The organism is Tritonibacter mobilis F1926 (assembly GCF_000376545.2).
Lineage (GTDB): Bacteria > Pseudomonadota > Alphaproteobacteria > Rhodobacterales > Rhodobacteraceae > Epibacterium > Epibacterium mobile.
In genome coordinates, this window is sequence record NZ_CP015231.1 from 130,158 (window position 1) to 148,823 (window position 18,666).

Genomic DNA, 18,666 nt, shown 5'->3' on the forward strand with positions numbered 1-18,666 from the left:
CTGGTGCTGAGCTAGTTGGTTTCACCAGAATATTGCGGCCCCGGATGAAGGCAAGCTGTAGCATGTGCGCCAGTATTGGGCTGTGGCACGATCTGCGCGCAGTCGTCTTGAGAACGCGGGCACCGACCACGGAAGACACAGCCGGAGGGCGGGTTCATCGGGGACGGCATGTCACCGACCATCGGCATGATGCGCTTTGCTCGCTCCGCCACCGGATCAGGGATTGGCACCGCCGAAAGAAGCGCCTGTGTGTAGGGATGTTGCGGATCATTATAGAGTTCAGCTTTTGGCGCCTTCTCCATAATCCGCCCCAGATACAGCACCATCACCTCATCAGAGATGTTTTTAACCACACTCAAATCGTGGGCGATAAAGATCATCGCCAACCCCAAATCACGCTGCAATTCCTTCAAAAGCTCAATCACTTGTGCCTGAATTGAAACATCCAGCGCCGAGACGGGTTCATCACAGATCAAGAGTTTTGGTTCGACGATAAGCGCACGGGCAATACCGATACGCTGGCATTGGCCACCGGAAAACTCATGCGGGTAGCGGTTGATCATCTGCGGCAACAAACCCACCCGCTCCATCATCTGCGCAACACGTTTGCGGCGTTCCTTGGCCGGAATATCCGGGCGGTGCGTTGCAAGTGGTTCGGCGATGATTTGCCCCAGTGTCATACGCGGGTTCAGCGAGGCCAGCGGGTCCTGAAACACCATTTGGATTTCAGAGCGGTATGGTTTCATCCGGCGTGGACTTAGCGACAGAAGGTCGGTTTCGCCGCGCCACGTCACCTGCCCCGTGGCCGGAACCATCTGGATCAGACCACGCGCCATTGTCGACTTGCCGCTGCCAGACTCGCCGACAACACCGAGCGTTTTGCCCGCCTCCAGGTCAAAATCCACACCATTGACCGCGTGCAGATAGCGCGGTTTGGTCCAAGGCATATCGCCGGGGCGCACGAGCTGAAATTTGATATCCAATTTGCGGACGGAGAGAAGTGGACTCATGCGGCGACCTCCTCAACTGGGCGCTGGCATGCGCGCGCGCGGTCTTCGGCAAAAGCGGTTAGCGCGGGCATTACGCGGCAATCCTCAGCGGCAAAGCGACAGCGTGGGCGAAAGGGGCAACCTTCCGGCGGAGCGGCCATATTCGGAGGGTTGCCGGGGATTGCCTTCATGGCGGCGTCTGCATCATCGACACGCGGCACCGCTGCCAGCAATCCGCACGTATAAGGATGCGAGGGAGCCGCAAAAAGCGGCTCTGTGGGGCCCTGCTCCATCACGCGACCGCCATACATAACCAGCACACGTTCACAAAACCCCGCAACCACCCCCAAATCATGCGTAATCAGGATCGTCGCCATGCCAAAGTCTTTTTGCAAATCACCCAATAGATCCATGATCTGCGCCTGCACGGTCACGTCGAGCGCGGTTGTCGGTTCATCTGCGATCAAAATATCAGGTTTGCACAGAAGCGACATTGCGATCATCACGCGCTGTCGCATGCCGCCGGAAAATTCATGCGGATAGAGCCGAATACGTTCCCTCGCGGCAGGGATTTTTACAGCATCTAACATGCGTATCGACTCAGCGAGCGCGTCTCGCTTTGACAGACCCTGATGCAATGTCAGGACTTCGGTCATCTGGTCGGATATCCGCATATAGGGGTTAAGCGACGTCATTGGATCTTGAAAGATCATCGCAACCCGCTCCGCTCGTATTTTATTGAGCGCCTTGGGCTTTGCACCCAAGATTTCTTGCCCATCAAAACGTATGGAGCCTTCGGTACGCCCGTTGGGGGCGAGCAACCCCATAATAGAGAAGGCGGTTTGCGATTTTCCAGACCCGCTTTCACCAACGATGCCCAAGGTTTCACCACGATCGATGGAAAGCGAGAGGTTATTGACCGCATGCACCGGTCCGTCTTCGCCGTCAAAAGTGACAGAGAGATTGTTGATCTGCAAAAGCGACATCAGCGATCCTTGGGGTCAAGTGCGTCTCGCAGCCCGTCACCCACAAAGAACAGGCCGAACAGCGTGAGACAGAAGAACAGGAGAGGGAAACCCAACTGCCAGGTGGTACCATAAGCGATGGTCCCAGCCCCTTCGGAAATCAGAGCCCCCAAAGATGTCAGTGGTTCCTGTACTCCAAGGCCGAGGAACGAAATGAAGCTCTCGGTCAGGATCATCAGCGGCACCAGCAGAGTGGCATATACCGCGATCACACCAAGCAGGTTTGGCACAATGTGGCGCAGAATGATTACTGGTGCGGACACCCCCGTGGCACGGGCGGCCTCGACGAATTCGCGGCCCTTGATGGTCAACGTCTGGCCGCGCACGATCCGCGCCATTTCCATCCATGAGATCACACCGATCCCCGCGAATAGTATCGTGATCGAGCGTCCGTACATGACCAAAAGCAGGATCAGCACAAACATGTAAGGCACCGCCATAAATATATCGACGAGCCGCATCATGATGTTGTCTGTACGCCCGCCGACGTAACCTGCAATGGCCCCGTAAAGCGTACCAATGAGGCAAGCAATCAGCGCACCGACCAGTCCAACCGCGAGACTGATTTGCGTTCCCTGTACCGTACGCGCAAAGAGATCCCGTCCAAGATCATCAGTGCCAAAATAGTGGCCACTTGCGAATGATGGCCCACCCAATTCGGCAACCTGCCCCATGACGTTATAGTCGAGTTCCTCGTTCGACCACTGTGCGAAAAAGTTTCCAAAGAGCGCGAAAACCACCACGAAACCGAGGATGGCGAGCCCCACAAGGGCCGCCTTGTTGCGCAAGAAACGCCGCCGTGCATCGGACCATGGGGATCGGCCTTTTCCAACGAGCGTATTGGCTTCGACGGCCTGTTCCGGTGTCATTGCCATGTTAATACCTGATCTTTGGATCAATCCATCCGTAAAGGATATCGACCACGAGGTTGAAGAAGATGGTCAGCGCGCCCATCAGAATCGTCACGCCCATCATGACTGCGTAATCGCGGTTCAGGGCGCTATCGACAAAAGCCTTGCCGATGCCGCCGGTCGAAAAATAGATATCAACCACCACCGAGCCTGTGATCATCGCCACAAAGGCGGGACCAAGATAGGAAATGACAGGTAGCATCGCAGGCTTCAGCGCGTGACGCAGAATTACCTGACGTTCGGGCAGGCCTTTCGCACGCGCAGTACGAATATGGTTTGAGGTCAGCACCTCAAGCATCGATGAACGCGTGATCCGCGCGATCGACGCCATGAAAGACGTTGAAAGCGCGATCACTGGCATGATCCAATATTCGGGCCCCTGCCAGCCACCTCCCGGCAACCAACCGAGCCACAGCGTGAAGACCAAAACAAGGATTGGTGCCATCACGAAGTTGGGCAACACTTGCGCTCCGATGGAAACTCCTACCGCGGCATAATCCAACAGAGAGTTGTGTCGCATGGCTGCTGCCACACCAAGGCTCGCGCCAACAATCACCGCAACTGCAAAGGACAAAAGCCCATAGGTCAATGTGATCGGGAAGCCTTGCGCGATGATCTCATTTACCGTGCGGTCTTTGTAGACAAAACTCGGGCCGAAATCGAATTCGCTGACGATCCCCCAGACATAATTGACGATCTGCCTCCACAAGGGATCGTCGAGGCCGTATTTCGCATTTAGGTTGGCCAAGACCTGCGGCGGCAATTCCCGTTCCGATGTAAATGGCCCGCCGGGGGCGGAATGCATCAATACGAAGGAAATCACGATCAAAAGCAAAAGCGTCGGGATCGCAATAGCAAGACGCTTAAGGAAGTAAGTGAACAAGACTGTCGCTCCCGGAACAAGTCGAGGTGGCTAGGTATAAAGGCGAGCGATCCACCTAAAAGGGCCGCTCGCCCGAGTAGAATTACTCCGCGACGCGGTATAGATCCTTACCATACCAGTTATTGTTCACATTGTTTTGCGGCAGACCTTTGATATCTTCGGCGATCATATCGACGTTGGCATAGTGATAGATCGGGATAATCGGCATTTCTTCCGCCAGAATGCGTTCAGCGTCTTGATAGAGCGGCTGCGGGTTTTCAGCGGTCTTGCTATCTTTCATGACCTTGTCATAGGCGTCGTTGAAAAACTCGCCGTTGTTGTGACCAGAGTAAGAGGTCATGAGGTCCAGATAGGTCGACGCCTCATTATAGTCTCCGCACCACGCATAACGCGCCATGTCAAAGTCCTGATTTTGCATCCGGTCGGTGTGAACCTTCCACTCATAGTTATCAAGCGTGATGTTCACACCGATTTGCTTGAGCATTTGTGAGGCCGCGATGGCAATCTTCTTGTGGTCCTCGGAAGTGTTGTACTGCAGCGTCAGATCAAGCGGATTGTCTGATCCATATCCAGCCTCTGCCATCAGGGCCTTGGCTTTTTCCAGACGTTGAGATTGATCCATCTCATCCGCCCATTCCAACTCAGGACGCTCAAAATCCGCAATCGCCCAATGGGTCCAATTATATGAGGCCTTTTGCCCCCCCTGCAGAATGCGGTCGACGATAATGTCGCGGTCAATCGCATAGGCCAGCGCCTGACGGACCCGCACATCGCGCAAGGCTTCAGGGCCCTTTTCCCCCACATTCAGCATGTAGATGTAAGAACAATTATAAGGGGTCGAGACCGCTTGCTCAGGGTATTCTTTCTTTAGCCGCGGATATTGCCCTGCGGGAATATCCACCCGATCCAGCTCGCCCGCCAGGTAGCGTGTCAGACCTTGGTTCACATCATTGATGGTCAATGCCGTGAGTGTTTCCATCACCACATTGTCAGCATCCCAATAGGTGTCGTTTTTCTCCATGACTACCCGTTCGCCCAGTTGATGGGCGGTCAGAGTATAGGCCCCGTTGCCCACCAGCGTTCCCGCATCGGTCCAGTCATCTCCATGCTCCTCCACAACACTTTGCAGCACCGGGAAGGTCGATGCGTGGACGAGCATTTGGGGGAAATAGGGCAGCGGTGTCGTGATCTTGACCTCAAGGGTGTGGTCATCCACTGCCCGCACACCAAGTTCTTCGGGAGATTTGTCACCCGCGATCACCTCAGGTGCATTCTCAACCTGCATCAATTCCATGTACCACGCGTACTCCGACGCGGTCACAGGGTTGGCCAACCGGCGCCAGGAATAAACAAAATCCGCGGCGGTTACTGGTTCGCCATTGGACCACTTGGCATCTTTGCGCAGGTTGAATGTGTAGGTTTTACCATCTTCCGACACCTCGTGATCCAGTGCCACGCCGGGAACCAAGTCGCCGTTTCCGTCTTCGTTGTAGAGCCCTTCAAAGATGTTACGCAGCACATCAGAGCCTTCGACATCGGTATTGATTTGCGGGTCCATCGACTTGATCGCATCCAATAGCCAGAAGGTATAGGACTGATCTGCGGCCAAAGTTACGCCCTCAGGCACATCCGCCGCATGCGCCTGCAGCGCGAGACCCAAGGCAAGTGCCGAGGACGCCAATGTTGTGCGAATTTTCATGATGACTCTCCGTCTGTTGGTAGCTTTTCTCGTTATGATTGAAGTCATCCAATCTGAATCTGTATTCAGTTGCAAGAGGGTGCCTTGCGTCATCAACAGAGAGCAATTTTGCGCCGATGGAAGAACGGACGGAGTACAAAGTAAAGGAATATGAGACTTGGCTGGGCCCTCCGCATTTTTCCTATTCAGTCATAAATCGATTTCCCGCCCTCATACGTATGCCGCCATTCGGCAGGCTGCGCATAAGGCACCGGGACAGGGGAATTAGTTGAAATAGGCCTGCAGTTTTTGATGATGTCACACGCCTGACAACTGCTCGTGAACCCACGGGCGTTCAGGTATTTGGCCTTAGATGACAACGCCCCGCGTTGCGATGTGGATGGATGGCACAAATAGGTATCAAGCTGCGACCGATCACGGCCAACAGCGCATAGATCACCTGTGCGCCTACCAGAACAAACCTACGAACTCAGCACCGTACAGCATGTTCCGGAACACCTGATTGCTCCACGGGAACTTGATAAACACAGCCCTGAGCTGGATTTGGGTTGGCAATTCCCTCAAAGGCCGTCGTTACAAAAAGTGTCTGCATATTCGGCCCACCAAACGCGGGACAAGAAGAATGCAACCCTGCCACTTTAATGATCCGGTCAACTTCACCGTCTTGAGAGTACCGAACAACCCTGCCCGCACCCCATTGCGCATTCCAAAGGCCACCTTGTGCATCAACCACCGAACCATCTGGGTTAAAACCTTCGGATCCGGGATCAGCAAAGACGCCGGGTTCACCTTTGGGCCACCCTTCATGGTCAAGCGGTTGCTTCAAAATCCGCCCTTGCTGCGTATCTGTAAAATACCCGGTGCTGCCATCCGGAGAAAAGCAGATCGAATTGGGGATCGACAGGCCCGACCAGAGCTTTCGCAACTCGCCACGATAATACCGGTAGATCGCGCCGTATCCGGCTTCTGCGCGCTTTCCCATGGTGCCGATCCAGAACCCGCCTTTTGGGTCGGCGCGACCATCGTTTGATCTGGTATCAGGATTGTTGGCTTCAAGTTCACAAATCAAATCGCGATGACCTGTGCCAATATCAAATCTCCACAGCCCAGTTTCAGAGGCGATAAGCAATGTGTCTGTATCAATCCAACCCGCGGCAGAGTGGCATTCGCTGAATTGCCACTCCAAGGCCTGACCGTCGACACGAGACAAGAGCCTATGCCCAAGAATATCAAACCAGAACAGCTGCTTGCGCAAAGGGTGCCACAACGGACCTTCCCCTAATTCGCAGGCGCGCTCATCGAATACTGTCGCAATATCTGTCATAGTCGGGCCTCGTCGTAGCTCACCGCAAATGCGGCGGCTTTGTCTGCCACGATTTGAGCCGTATCTCCCGGCTTAAAAAGTGCACTTCCAACGCCGATGCCATTAGCCCCAGCCGCAAGCCATTGCGCCAAGTTTGTTGGTGAAACGCCACCGACCGCCCAGCACGGCACTTCAGATGGTAAAACTGCACGGATAGCCTTTAGTCCTGTCGGCCCGATAACCTCTCCCGGGAAAAACTTTAGCGCATCTGCTCCACTGGCCAGAGCCGTGAAAGACTCAGAAGGCGTCATCACCCCCGGATAGGATCTAAGCCCAACCTGCTTGGTCTTGCGAATAACATCTGGGTTTACGTTCGGCGAAACCACAAAGCGCCCGCCTGCCGCGGCGACCTCGCCCACCTGTGTAGATGTCAGCACTGTTCCGGCTCCAATACTGGCCCGTGCTCCGTGTGCTTGAACCATGCGGCTGATAGAGGAGAGAGGATCGGGAGAATTTAGCGGCACCTCAATGATGGTAATGCCTGAATCGATCAGGGCCCCGCAAATTGCAACGGCTTCATCCGGGGTGACGCCGCGCAGTATCGCCATAATGTTTCGGGTCACACGTCTTCTCCTTTTAGCGCAGACCGTGCAGCGATGAGACCTGCGAGGGTCATGTCCTCAGTTTCGGCGTGGCGGACCTCGGGCGCAAGTCGGTCCAGAGAAGCATATAGCTCCCTTGTCCGTTTCTCGCCGACTAGAATTACAGGGTTTTGTTCCCAAAAAGAACGCGCCCCGGCGAATTCCAAACCTATCAACAATCCTGATAAACGCGCCCGCGTTTCCCCGCGATCTGGCGTGGCGAGCAAATTCTGCGCTCTCAAACCAAAGAGCGTAGCGCTGGTGTCTGCAGGGGCGGCTAACCCCTGCGCCACGGCGTCGGCAAACGCGGCATCGTCCCAATCACCGTCGAGGCTCTGCCGTAGGATCGAGTGTTGCGTGAGGATGGCATACAACTCTCCAGTCATAAACGTCCTGAACTCAAGGACTGCGCCACCTGCGACGCGCACCCATTTTGTATGCGTACCGGGCAGGCAGATCACGCCGTCAAACTCTGGATTTCGGGCGAGAACACCAGCTATCTGAGTTTCTTCGCCCCGCATCACATCCGGCGGGTTTGTTTGTGACAAGCCCGGCAAGATGCGCACATCTATGCGACTATCATGCGTAATAACCCGCGATACGGTCCCGTTTTGCGAGGCAGCGGGAACCGAAACATAACCTGCTTCCCGCCAGCCGCCGCGTGCACCAGCCATCCCGCAAACCAAAACCGGAGTTGGGCGGTCTGGCAGCAAGTCTTCGACAAGCGACAGAAAGCTCTCCTCAAATTGGTCCTCTCGCAAACGCCCCATCCCGTGATCCGATTTACGCCGTTCCAGAACGGTGTCATCCGCGCGCATTGCCCAAATCCGAAGGTTGGATGTCCCCCAATCAACTGCAATCCAATCTGGTGCTGTCATACGCCACTCACATCGTTGGGCAGCAGCGCGTCAGGCATATTCTGATAGCAAACTGGACGCAGAAAACGCCGGATCGCCAGCGTTCCCACACTGGTCGCGCCGAAGTTGGTCGATGCAGGATATGGTCCGCCATGCACCATACCGTCGCAAACCTCGACACCGGTTGGATAGCCGTTGGTCAAAATACGCCCTGCCTTTCGCTCAAGAACTGGCATGAGGTGGCGCGCAAGGTCGCTGTCACTGTCATCCATCATCAGAGTGCAGGTCAGTTGACCCTTGAGAGAGCGAGCCACCGCAAGCATCTCCTCGCGATCTTTCACGCGAACGATCACACCAAACGGGCCAAAGATCTCGTGAGCGAGCGTGTCGTTTACCAACCATTCATCACCCGTTGTTTCGCAGAGATAGGGCTTTGCCCTGCGCCCATCACAGACAGAACTCAGAGCCTCCGTTACTCGGCTCATGTCAGCTACCCGTTCGCAGCCAGCTCGATAGCTGTTTGCAATCCCTTCGGTCAGCATGGTCTGGGCACCAACCTCAGACAGGGCCAAACGCGCAGTTTCAGTGAAAGAGGCAGCACTTGGTCCCTCCATCAAAACGACCACGCCGGGATTGGTACAAAATTGCCCTGCTCCCATGGTGAGTGATGCGGCCCAACCTTGGGCCAAGGCCTCGCTCCGTGCTGACATCGCTTCCGGCAGCAGGAATATCGGGTTCACGCTGCCCAATTCGCCGAAGAACGGAATCGGCGTTGGACGGTTGGCACACAAGTCAAATAGGGCGCGCCCGGCACCGAGCGATCCGGTGAACCCCACCGCTGCTATGAGCGGGTGCTGCACCAATGCGGCGCCCAATTCATTCGTATTGCCTTGCACAAGATTAAAGCACCCAGGATGCAGATCGCATTTCGTGATCGCGGCAAGGACCGCTTCAGCAACTATTTCGCCTGTGCCTGGGTGGGCAGGGTGGCCCTTAACCACAACCGGACACCCCGCTGCCAAGGCTGACGCGGTATCGCCGCCGGCTGTAGAAAAGGCGAGCGGGAAGTTTGATGCACCAAAAACCGCAACTGGCCCTATTGGGCGCTGCGCCATCTTGAGGTCCGGGCGTGCCAGAGGCTGACGGTCCGGTAATGCGGGATCGTGACGGTGGTCGAGGTATTCGCCCACTTCAATATGGTCTGCGAACAGACGCAACTGACCAGTGGTCCGGCCCCGTTCCCCCTGCAATCGCGCCTCAGGCAGGCCGGTTTCTCGAACGCCAATTTCTGTGATTTCTTCTGCCCGAGCGTCGATCTCACCCGCGATGGAGCGTAAAAACGCAGCCCGCTCTGCGCGAGAGATGTAGCCAAAGGTCCAGAACGCGTCCTCTGCGGCTTGAACCGCGCGATCGACATCCTTTGCGTCACCATTGGCCGTCTCGTGCGATAGTCCGTCGATCGGCTGAGACGCAAAAGTGGTGGCAGAGCCGATCCACGCGCCTCTAATCAAGTGTTTTCCGTGCGGTCGATACGCCATGAATTACCTCTTTATTTACCCCAGCGCAGCGCGATCAGGTCGAGTTCTCGTGACAGTGAAATAAGCCGCTCTTTGGTACGTGGCGACAGCGGAGTAAGCGGATGGCGCACGTAATCAGAGCCGATCACGCCGCCCTCCATCATCACCGTTTTTGCTGCGCGCAGCCCACACTGGCGATTTTCGTGGTTGATCAGCGGCAGGCATAGTTTCCACTGATCCAGTGCCGCCTCTAGATTGCCTGCACGGTAGTCTGTTACAATGTGGCGGATCATTTCCGGCTGCAGTGCCGAGGTCATCGTTCCCGTACAGCCTGCATCAAGATCGGCCAGCAACGTCACCGCTTCTTCGCCATCAAATGGTCCGACAATATGCTCTGCACCCAAGTCGATCAGCGCGGCGAGTTTGTCGGCTGCAAACGGTGTTTCGATCTTAAAGTAAGAGACGTGTTCGATCTCCCTCGCCATCTTGACCAGTAATGGTACGGGCAAGGACACGCCCGATAGCGGCGCATCCTGCACCATGATCGGGATAGAAATCGCGTTCGAGACGGCTGCAAAATGTTCGAAAACTCCCTGTTCAGGAGGAGCAAGCCCCACGCCATGATATGGCGGCATCATCATGAGCATCGACGCCCCCAAACTCTGCGCTTCTTTCGCGCGATGTATGACGATGTCCGTTGCAAAATGGCTGATCGTGACAATGACCGGAACCCGGCCTGCCACATGGTCAAGACTGACCCGAGTGAGGGTCGCGCGCTCTTCGTCCGACAGCAGGAACTGTTCGGAATAGTTGGCAAGAATACAGATCGCATCGACGCCTTGGTCGATCATACAATCGAGCACGCGCCGCATCCCATCGGGATCAATGGCCCCATCGCTGTGAAACGGTGTTGGAGCGACCGGCAGAATACCGGTGAGTGGATTTTGCATTTTGACCTCTCAGTCTCAGGTCACGCCAAGACGTGAAACCTGCATGAAAACTGCCCTCTGCACTGCCAGAGAAGCAAAAGAGTCAGCGATGCGCTGGACTTGGTGTTCAACGACTCCCAGCCCTCGCTCAGTCGATTACCATTCGAAGGGTTCAACGGTGATGCGCTTGCCGAGTGTAAAAGCATCGGCCACATGCCGCATGGGCGACAGATCCATATCTATGCCCCCCCTTTGCACCAATGAGGCCATCTGAGCGTAAAGACGAGAGTATTCACCGGCCAGATCAGAAACACCTTCGTCAATCTCGCCATCAATCGTCAGCTTATCACCACCATTTTCAAGGATCATAATGCCTTGATCCGTTTCGGCCTGAATGGTCCATGTCGGCGCGCCGGGCTCCAGCCAGTCGAGGCTCATGGACACCTCAGCCCCCCTCGGATGATGAAAGCTGCATTCCGCTGCAATTGGCGTCTCGCGGTTCGCGGGAAAGTGAAGCTGAGCCCCGGTCAGATGGACTGGCTCAGGCAGAATTTCCGTCAGGATCGACAGTGCGTTGATGCCCGGATCAAAGACACCTAAACCGCCTGCCTCAAACACCCAGTCTTGCCCGGGATGCCATTGCCGCACATCTTCTCGCCAGTTGATCGTCAGTTTCCGCAGTGTCTTCTCTGCAAGCCAAGCCTTTGCCGCGGGCACTTTGTCTGCTTGTCGTGAGTGCCACGTTGCATAAAGCGACACCCGATGAGCTTGCGCCATCGCTTTGAGCGCGTGGCATTCCGAGAGCGTCGCACCGGGCGGTTTTTCAAGCATCACGTGCCGACCCGCGCGGATTGCCGCAGCCGCATAGTCAAACCGTGGAACCGGCGGCAGGCAGAGCGACACGACACGGATGTCTGGCCGCTCTTCCAGCATCTGTGCAAAATCATGAAAGGCGGGAACGCCCGCCACTGTGCCATGACGCGACACGGTCGCAGACAAATTCCAGTCAGGGCTGTTCTGGATCGCGGGCACATGTTGGTCGATTGCGATCTTTCCGATGCCGATTAATGCGATTTCCATCAATGAGAGTCCTTTCCGACAGGAGATCCCCGGCACCCCTTCAGAAAATCGAGATCAGCGCCGGTATCCGCGCCCTGCACGTGCTGCTGATGCATCCAAAGATAGCCGCTATCAACTTGTTCGTGGCTCGGCGCCCAAGCCTGTAGCCGGGCTGCCAGTTCAGCGTCGGGAATATCGAGGTGCAAACGTCGCGCTTCTACATCCAACTCGATCATGTCCCCGGTCCTGACCACCGCAAGGGGTCCGCCTGCTGCGGCCTCGGGCGAGGTATGTAAAACGACAGTTCCATAAGCCGTACCCGACATGCGCGCATCCGAGATACGAACCATATCGGTTATACCTTTCCTCAGGACTTTGGGTGGCAGCCCCATGTTGCCGACCTCCGCCATGCCGGGGTAACCCTTTGGGCCGCAGTTCTTCAGAACCATCACGCAGCTCTCGTCTATGTCGAGCGCCTCGTCATTGATCCGAGCTTTGTAATCGTCAATATCCTCGAACACGACCGCCCTGCCCCGGTGTTTGAGTAGCTGTGGTGTGGCAGCCGAAGGTTTCAAAACCGCGCCCTGCGGGGCAAGGTTGCCACGAACCACGGCGATGCCGCCCTGCTGGGTCAGCGCTTTGGAGAGCGGCAGGATGACGTCTTCGTTCCAGTTGCGGACATCCTTCACCTCGTCCCAGATCGTCTGCCCGGATACCGTTAGCGCAGTTTTGTGCAACTGCCCTCCTTCGCCCAAGCGTTTCAGAACGACAGGCAGGCCACCTGCATAAAAGAACTCCTCCATCAGATAGGCCCCCGAGGGCATCAGGTTGACGATCGTGGCAACGTCCCGCCCGCAACGATCCCAGTCGTCCAGCGTCAGATCGACCCCGACCCTGCCCGCGATGGCAAGCATGTGGATCACTGCATTGGTTGACCCTCCAATAGCGCCATTTGTCCTGATTGCGTTTTCAAAGGCCTGCTTTGTCATAATGTCCGAGGGCTTCAGATCATCCTTCACCATCTGAACGATGCGTCGTCCTGACATCTGCGCGATCACCCGGCGGCGGCTGTCGACAGCTGGAATTGCAGCATTGCCTGAAAGAGCCATACCAAGTGCTTCGGCCATACTGGCCATCGTCGAAGCCGTGCCCATGGTATTGCAGGTCCCAGATGACCGGCTCATGGATTCTTCGGCTTCGAGGAACTCGTCCTGTGTCATCTCCCCTGCCTTCACCGCCTCGGAAAACTTCCACAAATGAGTGCCTGATCCGACCCGCTCACCGCGAAAATACCCGTTCAGCATCGGCCCGCCCGTCACCACGATTGATGGCAAATCAGTAGAAGCCGCAGCCATCAACAATGATGGCGTGGTCTTGTCACACCCAACCAGCAACACCGCGCCATCAATTGGTTGCCCTCTCATTTGCTCCTCAATCGACATGGCGGCGAGGTTGCGAAACATCATCGCTGTTGGGCGAAACGTATTCTCAGAAGCTGAAAAGACCGGAACTTCGACAGGGAAACCGCCCGCCTCCCAGATGCCGGCCTTCACCTTCTCGGCCAACTCGCGAAGGTGCCCGTTGCAAGGTGTCAGATCAGACCAAGTATTAAGGATACCGATGATCGGACGCCCGTCGAACAAATCATGTGGGTAGCCTTGGTTTTTCATCCAGCCGCGGTGGTAGATCGTGTCGCGACCGTTTCCGGCATACCACTCTTGCGAGCGAAGCCTGCGCGGCCAGGGTGCGGGTTCGAACGCCATAGCTTACCCCTGCTTTGATTTGTTGTAGACGTCAAAAATGACAGCGGCGAGCAGAACAAGTCCCTTGATCATCTGCTGATAATCGATGCCGATACCCATGATCGACATGCCGTTGTTGAGCACCCCCATCAAGAATGCACCGACCACTGCCCCAACGATCGTGCCCACGCCGCCGGACATGGATGCGCCGCCAATGAAGACCGCCGCGATCACGTCGAGTTCCAGCGCGAACCCTGCTTTTGGCGTCGCAGTGTTCAGGCGCGCAGCAAAGACCAGACCCGCCGCGGCTGCCAGCACGCCCATGTTTACAAAGGCCAGAAAAGTCAGCCGCTCGGTCTTAATGCCAGATAGTTTCGCCGCCTTCTGATTGCCACCTAGCGCATAAACCCTGCGCCCCAGCACGGTGCGCTCGGTAAGGAACGCGTAGATCATGGTCAACACACCCATGGTAATCAGCACATTCGGCAAGCCCCGAAAGGTCGAGAGCTTGAACATAATGAATACGATGGCTCCTACGACGATCACATTGCGGGCAATAAAGAACGCGCGCGGCTCGTCCACGACACCGTATGCGCGATTGCGGGCTCTGGCGCGTAGGCCACTCCAGACGATTGCGACTGCCGCGATGATCCCCACACCAAGCGCCAGGACGTTCACCTGACGCGCACCAAACATCGCCGCAAATGTCTGCCCCATTCCTGCCGGAAAGACATCCGCCACAAACCCATTGGCCAGGGCCTGAAATTCCCGTGGGAATGGTCCGACAGATTGACCTTCAAGCAGCAACAGAGACAGGCCACGAAACACCAGCATTCCCGCAAGCGTCACAATGAATGACGGGATTTTCCAATATGCGACCCAATATCCCTGCGCCGCACCAATCAGCCCCCCGACGACAAGGCAGATCACGATAGCCAAGAGATACGGCACATCCATTTGCACGATCATCACCGCCGCAAGCGCACCGACAAAGCCCATGACTGACCCAACCGACAAGTCGATGTTTCCCGACACGATGACGATCAGCATCCCAAGCGCCATGATGATGATGTAACTGTTTTGTAGCAGCAGATTGGTAATATTGACCGGCCGCAACAATGTACCAGACGTCGAAATCTGAAAGAAAATCATGATGGCGATGAGCGCGAAAAGCAGCCCATAAGTCCGCAGATGGCCCAACAGATATTCACCGATCCGCATCGGTTCTGCTTCGGTAGCGGTGGTTTGCGCAAGTGTCATTCCTTGCTCCTCCCTATTCGGTCACGATGAGCGACATAATCCGCTCTTGGCTGGCCTCTTCGGCGGTCAACTCGCCGACCAGAGCGCCTTCGTTCATGACGTAGATGCGATCACACATGCCCAATAGTTCGGGCATCTCGGACGAAATCATCAATACGCCTTTCCCCATCGCGGAGAGCTCGTTGATGATCCCGTAAATCTCGAATTTTGCACCGACATCGATCCCGCGTGTCGGCTCGTCCAGGATCAGAACCTCAGGCTCGGCAAAGAGCCATTTGGACAGCACCACCTTTTGCTGGTTGCCGCCTGACAGGTTCATCACCTTCTGGAATACAGATGGCGTGCGGATATTCATCGCCTTGCGATAGCGCTCGGCAACCTCTGTTTCGATGTTGTCGTTCAAGATGCCGTTTTGTGAGACACCCTGCAGATGGGCGAGCGATACATTGCGGCTGATCGGCTCCTCCAGGATCAGACCAAGGCTTTTGCGATCTTCGGTGACATAGGCAAGCCCGGCGTCGATGGCGCGATCAACACGGCTGACATCAGCCTCCTGCCCTTTAATACGGACGGAGCCCGAGATGTTTTGACCATAAGAACGGCCGAAAATACTCATAGCGAGCTCAGTCCGGCCGGACCCCATAAGTCCCGCGATCCCCACGACTTCGCCGGCGCGCACCTGAAGATTGGCCGATTTAATCACCTGCCGGTCAGGTTGTTCGGGGTGCCAGACATTCCAGTTTTGAACCTCGAAAAGAACATCTTTTGCGACACGTTTTCGGGCCGGATAGCGATGCGCCATATCCCGGCCAACCATGTCGCGCACAATGGCGTCTTCGGTGATCTCTTGCGTACGCGCATCCATGCTGGAAACGGTCGCCCCGTCCCGAATGACAGTGACGCTGTCAGCGACGCGACGCACCTCATTGAGCTTGTGACTGATGATGATGCTGGTTACGCCCTGTGCCTTCAACTCAAGCAGCAGATCTAGCAACGCTTGACTGTCGCTTTCCGACAGTGCTGCCGTTGGCTCATCAAGGATCAGCAGACGCACCTCTTTGGACAGCGCCTTGGCAATCTCGACCAATTGCTGCTTACCCACACCCAGTTTGCCGACCAATGTTGTGGGTGCCTCGCGCAAGCCAACTTTATGCAGCAGTTCTTCTGTCCGCCGAAAGGTGTCATGCCAGTTGATAACCCCACGCGAGGCTTGCTCATTGCCCAGAAACAGGTTTTCAGCGATCGACAGAAGCGGCACGAGTGCCAGCTCCTGATGAATGATGATAATGCCACGCTTCTCGCTGTCGGCTATGTTACGGAACTCGGCCAAACCGCCGGAATAGTGAATTTCACCCTCGTAACTGCCCGCCGGATACACACCGGACAGAACTTTCATCAGTGTTGATTTCCCGGCTCCGTTTTCCCCGACCAACGCGTGAATTTCTCCCTCGCGGACCGTCAGGCTGACCTCATCCAGTGCTTTCACGCCAGGAAAGGTTTTCGTGATCGAGCGCATTTCAAGAAGTGCGGACATAAAACCCTCTCGGACTTTTTATGGACCTGCCCGCACAAATGCCCGGACAGGCCAAGGAAAATCCTTCGTTTTAAAGGAGATTACTGGATTTGGTCCATGGTGTAGTAACCCGATCCGACAAGCACCTCTTCCCAGTTCGCAGCCGTCACCGGCAGTGGTTCGAGCAGATATGAGGGCACGACTTTTACACCATTGTCATAGGTTGTCGTGTCGTTGATCTCTGGTTCGCTGCCTTTGAGCAGCGCATCCACCATACCCACGGTCACCCCAGCCAATGCGCGCGTGTCCTTAAAAATGGTGGAATACTGCTCGCCCGCGATCATGGATTTGACCGAAGGCACCTCCGCATCCTGCCCGGTCACGATCGGCATCTGCATGTCGCCAGACCCATAGCCCACGCCCTTGAGAGATGAGAGAATACCAATCGACAAACCGTCATAGGGGGATAGGGCACCGTGCAGGGGCTTGTCTGTGTAATTTGCGGACAAGAGGTTATCCATCCGCGCTTGTGCAACAGCGCCATCCCAACGCAGGGTCCCCACGGTATCCATACCCGTCTGACCAGACACAACCTGGATCGAGCCGTCGTCGATCAGCGGTTGCAGCACGCTCATCGCGCCATCATAGAAAAAATACGCATTGTTGTCGTCGGGCGAGCCACCGAACAGCTCGACATTCCAAGGTTTCACATCCGGAAAGCGCTCCTTCAGGCCGTCAACCAGTGTCGTCGCTTGCTGCACACCAACCTTAAAGTTGTCGAATGTCGCGTAATAATCGACATTCCCGCTGTCGCGGATCAGCCGGTCATAGGCAATGACCTTGATGCCAGAGGCCGCCGCATTTTCCAATGCGTTCGACAAGGTCGTGCCATCAATCGCGGCGATCACCAAAACATCGACCCCCTTGGTAATCATGTTTTCGATCTGAGCCAGCTGGTTCGGGATATCGTCTTCTGCATATTGAAGATCGGTCTCATATCCTGCGGCTTCAAACTGATCGACCATCGAATTGCCATCCGAGATCCAGCGCGCCGAAGACTTGGTCGGCATGGCGATCCCGACAGTGCCATCTGCCAATGCCGCTGTCGCCAGAATGGCAAGAGCACTGGCCGAGGCCAGGATTTTCTTGAATTGCATGGTGTTCCTCCAACTTGAAGCCAGCATCTCCCGGCTGTGCTTCATCTCCCTTTCAGGTCCTCCCGAACCCTGAAGATGGGTAGCAGGTGAAATTCATACCACTCAATTCGAATTTTCGAGATTCTGCATATCATTTATGGTATGTTGAAGTATGGATTTAGCCAGTCACCTCAAACCAGCACATCTCAACCTGTTGATGAAAATCGCGGAATCCGGTCAACTGCAAAGAGCTGCTCAGATGGTCGGCATGTCGCAACCCGCTGCATCCCGGATCCTCGCCGAGATAGAAGATCGCGTGGGCGGCCCGCTCTTTGAGCGTCACCCCAAGGGAATGGTAGCAACGGCGCTTTGCGAGATCTGCATCAGGCACGCCAAGATTATCCTAGAGGAATATCACGCCCTTGATGAAGACGCCCGCCGGATCATGTCAGGTCAGGCTGGTCGTGCCCGAGTTGGCGCAGTGACAGGGCCTGCGGTCGGGCTGTTGATGCCCGCGATCCGTGCCATCAAAGCGTCAGCCCCCGATATCGAAATGACCATCGAAGTCGGCCCTTCCACGGAGTTGGTGCGCGGTCTGGTCGAAGGTCGTTTCGATTTTGTGATCGCCCGCATTCCGCCGGAGTATGACGCGCGTGATTTCCGCCTTCAGCCCGCGCGTAGCGAGATCGTTTCCCTTCTCGTACACCCGGAACACCCATTAGCCAGCAAGACGCGCATTGATCTGGCCGAACTCACGGCGTTTGAATGGGTCGTGCAGGAAATAGGGTCCCCGATCCGTCAGGCCGTCGAAGCCGCGTTTCACGAAAAAAAGGTTGAAACCCCAACGCGGGTCACCAATTCGTCCTCTTTGTTGGTGGTTCTGTCGTTGCTCGAGGCAAAAGAAATGATCGCGCCACAATCAGAAGAAGTCGCAAAAATGCTGGCGCACGGGCCGCTCGGGACCAAACTGGTTGCTCTCGACCTGGCTGACCCGATCATGGTTTCGCCCTGTTTCATCATCCGCAACAGATTCCGACAACTTCCTCAGGCCGCCATGCAGGTTCTAGATGCTGTATATGGAAACCTATGAGCGACAAATTGATGATGCCAAATAGCGAAGGGTGACTTTCGGGGCTCTATCCCACCAAAGTGGACCCGTTCGAATGCTCTTTCATGATGACGCGGTGGACGAACACGATAGT

General features: G+C 55.9%; 16 protein-coding genes. 1 reads left to right on the forward strand and 15 read right to left on the reverse strand.

What is annotated here, in order from left to right; genetic code table 11:
• Positions 1-11: 11 nt before the first annotated feature.
• From K529_RS16055 to chvE, 15 genes are all read right to left on the reverse strand, one after another.
• Positions 12-1,010, reverse strand: a complete 999-nt coding sequence (locus tag K529_RS16055; RefSeq protein ID WP_005611185.1) for an oligopeptide/dipeptide ABC transporter ATP-binding protein — start codon at positions 1,008-1,010, stop codon at positions 12-14.
• Complete coding sequence (locus K529_RS16060) at positions 1,007-1,975, reverse strand: oligopeptide/dipeptide ABC transporter ATP-binding protein (protein ID WP_005611181.1); 969 nt, start codon at positions 1,973-1,975, stop codon at positions 1,007-1,009. Before K529_RS16060 ends, K529_RS16055 begins: the two co-directional genes overlap by 4 nt.
• Positions 1,975-2,889 (reverse strand): ABC transporter permease, encoded by a 915-nt coding sequence (locus K529_RS16065; RefSeq protein ID WP_005611178.1) that lies wholly within the window; start codon positions 2,887-2,889, stop codon positions 1,975-1,977. Before K529_RS16065 ends, K529_RS16060 begins: the two co-directional genes overlap by 1 nt.
• 1 nt (position 2,890) lies before the next feature.
• The gene (oppB, locus tag K529_RS16070) at positions 2,891-3,808 is read right to left on the reverse strand and encodes an oligopeptide ABC transporter permease OppB (RefSeq protein ID WP_005611177.1); all 918 of its coding nucleotides are present in this window, start codon (positions 3,806-3,808) and stop codon (positions 2,891-2,893) included.
• Between the two features lie 82 nt (positions 3,809-3,890).
• The gene (locus K529_RS16075) at positions 3,891-5,507 is read right to left on the reverse strand and encodes a peptide ABC transporter substrate-binding protein (RefSeq protein ID WP_005611174.1); all 1,617 of its coding nucleotides are present in this window, start codon (positions 5,505-5,507) and stop codon (positions 3,891-3,893) included.
• A gap of 469 nt (positions 5,508-5,976) precedes the next feature.
• A complete protein-coding gene (locus tag K529_RS16080; protein WP_005611172.1) occupies positions 5,977-6,831 on the reverse strand; it encodes an SMP-30/gluconolactonase/LRE family protein in 855 nt (284 codons plus the stop codon).
• The gene (locus K529_RS16085; RefSeq protein ID WP_005611170.1) at positions 6,828-7,433 is read right to left on the reverse strand and encodes a 2-dehydro-3-deoxy-6-phosphogalactonate aldolase; all 606 of its coding nucleotides are present in this window, start codon (positions 7,431-7,433) and stop codon (positions 6,828-6,830) included. The genes K529_RS16080 and K529_RS16085 overlap by 4 nt, the downstream gene beginning before the upstream one ends.
• Positions 7,430-8,329, reverse strand: coding sequence for a 2-dehydro-3-deoxygalactonokinase (locus tag K529_RS16090; protein ID WP_005611168.1), 900 nt, complete (start codon positions 8,327-8,329; stop codon positions 7,430-7,432). The genes K529_RS16085 and K529_RS16090 overlap by 4 nt, the downstream gene beginning before the upstream one ends.
• Positions 8,326-9,846 (reverse strand): aldehyde dehydrogenase (NADP(+)), encoded by a 1,521-nt coding sequence (locus K529_RS16095; RefSeq protein WP_005611166.1) that lies wholly within the window; start codon positions 9,844-9,846, stop codon positions 8,326-8,328. The genes K529_RS16090 and K529_RS16095 overlap by 4 nt, the downstream gene beginning before the upstream one ends.
• Positions 9,847-9,857: 11 nt before the next feature.
• Complete coding sequence (locus K529_RS16100) at positions 9,858-10,775, reverse strand: dihydrodipicolinate synthase family protein (RefSeq protein ID WP_005611164.1); 918 nt, start codon at positions 10,773-10,775, stop codon at positions 9,858-9,860.
• 135 nt (positions 10,776-10,910) lie between these two features.
• Positions 10,911-11,834, reverse strand: coding sequence for a Gfo/Idh/MocA family protein (locus tag K529_RS16105; protein WP_005611162.1), 924 nt, complete (start codon positions 11,832-11,834; stop codon positions 10,911-10,913).
• Positions 11,834-13,576, reverse strand: a complete 1,743-nt coding sequence (araD, locus tag K529_RS16110) for an L-arabinonate dehydratase (protein ID WP_005611160.1) — start codon at positions 13,574-13,576, stop codon at positions 11,834-11,836. Before araD ends, K529_RS16105 begins: the two co-directional genes overlap by 1 nt.
• Positions 13,577-13,579: 3 nt before the next feature.
• Complete coding sequence (gene mmsB, locus K529_RS16115; protein ID WP_005611157.1) at positions 13,580-14,815, reverse strand: multiple monosaccharide ABC transporter permease; 1,236 nt, start codon at positions 14,813-14,815, stop codon at positions 13,580-13,582.
• A gap of 13 nt (positions 14,816-14,828) precedes the next feature.
• Positions 14,829-16,349: a multiple monosaccharide ABC transporter ATP-binding protein gene (gene mmsA / locus K529_RS16120; protein ID WP_005611154.1), complete on the reverse strand. Its 1,521-nt coding sequence runs from the start codon at positions 16,347-16,349 to the stop codon at positions 14,829-14,831.
• Between the two features lie 80 nt (positions 16,350-16,429).
• Positions 16,430-17,485 carry a multiple monosaccharide ABC transporter substrate-binding protein gene (gene chvE / locus K529_RS16125; RefSeq protein ID WP_005611152.1) on the reverse strand — a complete coding sequence of 352 codons (1,056 nt, stop codon included), beginning with the start codon at positions 17,483-17,485 and terminating at the stop codon, positions 16,430-16,432.
• Positions 17,486-17,636: 151 nt separating this feature from the next.
• Here chvE and K529_RS16130 point away from each other — a divergent pair, with 151 nt between their 5' ends.
• Positions 17,637-18,554, forward strand: a complete 918-nt coding sequence (locus K529_RS16130) for a LysR family transcriptional regulator (RefSeq protein WP_005611150.1) — start codon at positions 17,637-17,639, stop codon at positions 18,552-18,554.
• Positions 18,555-18,666 lie beyond the last annotated feature (112 nt).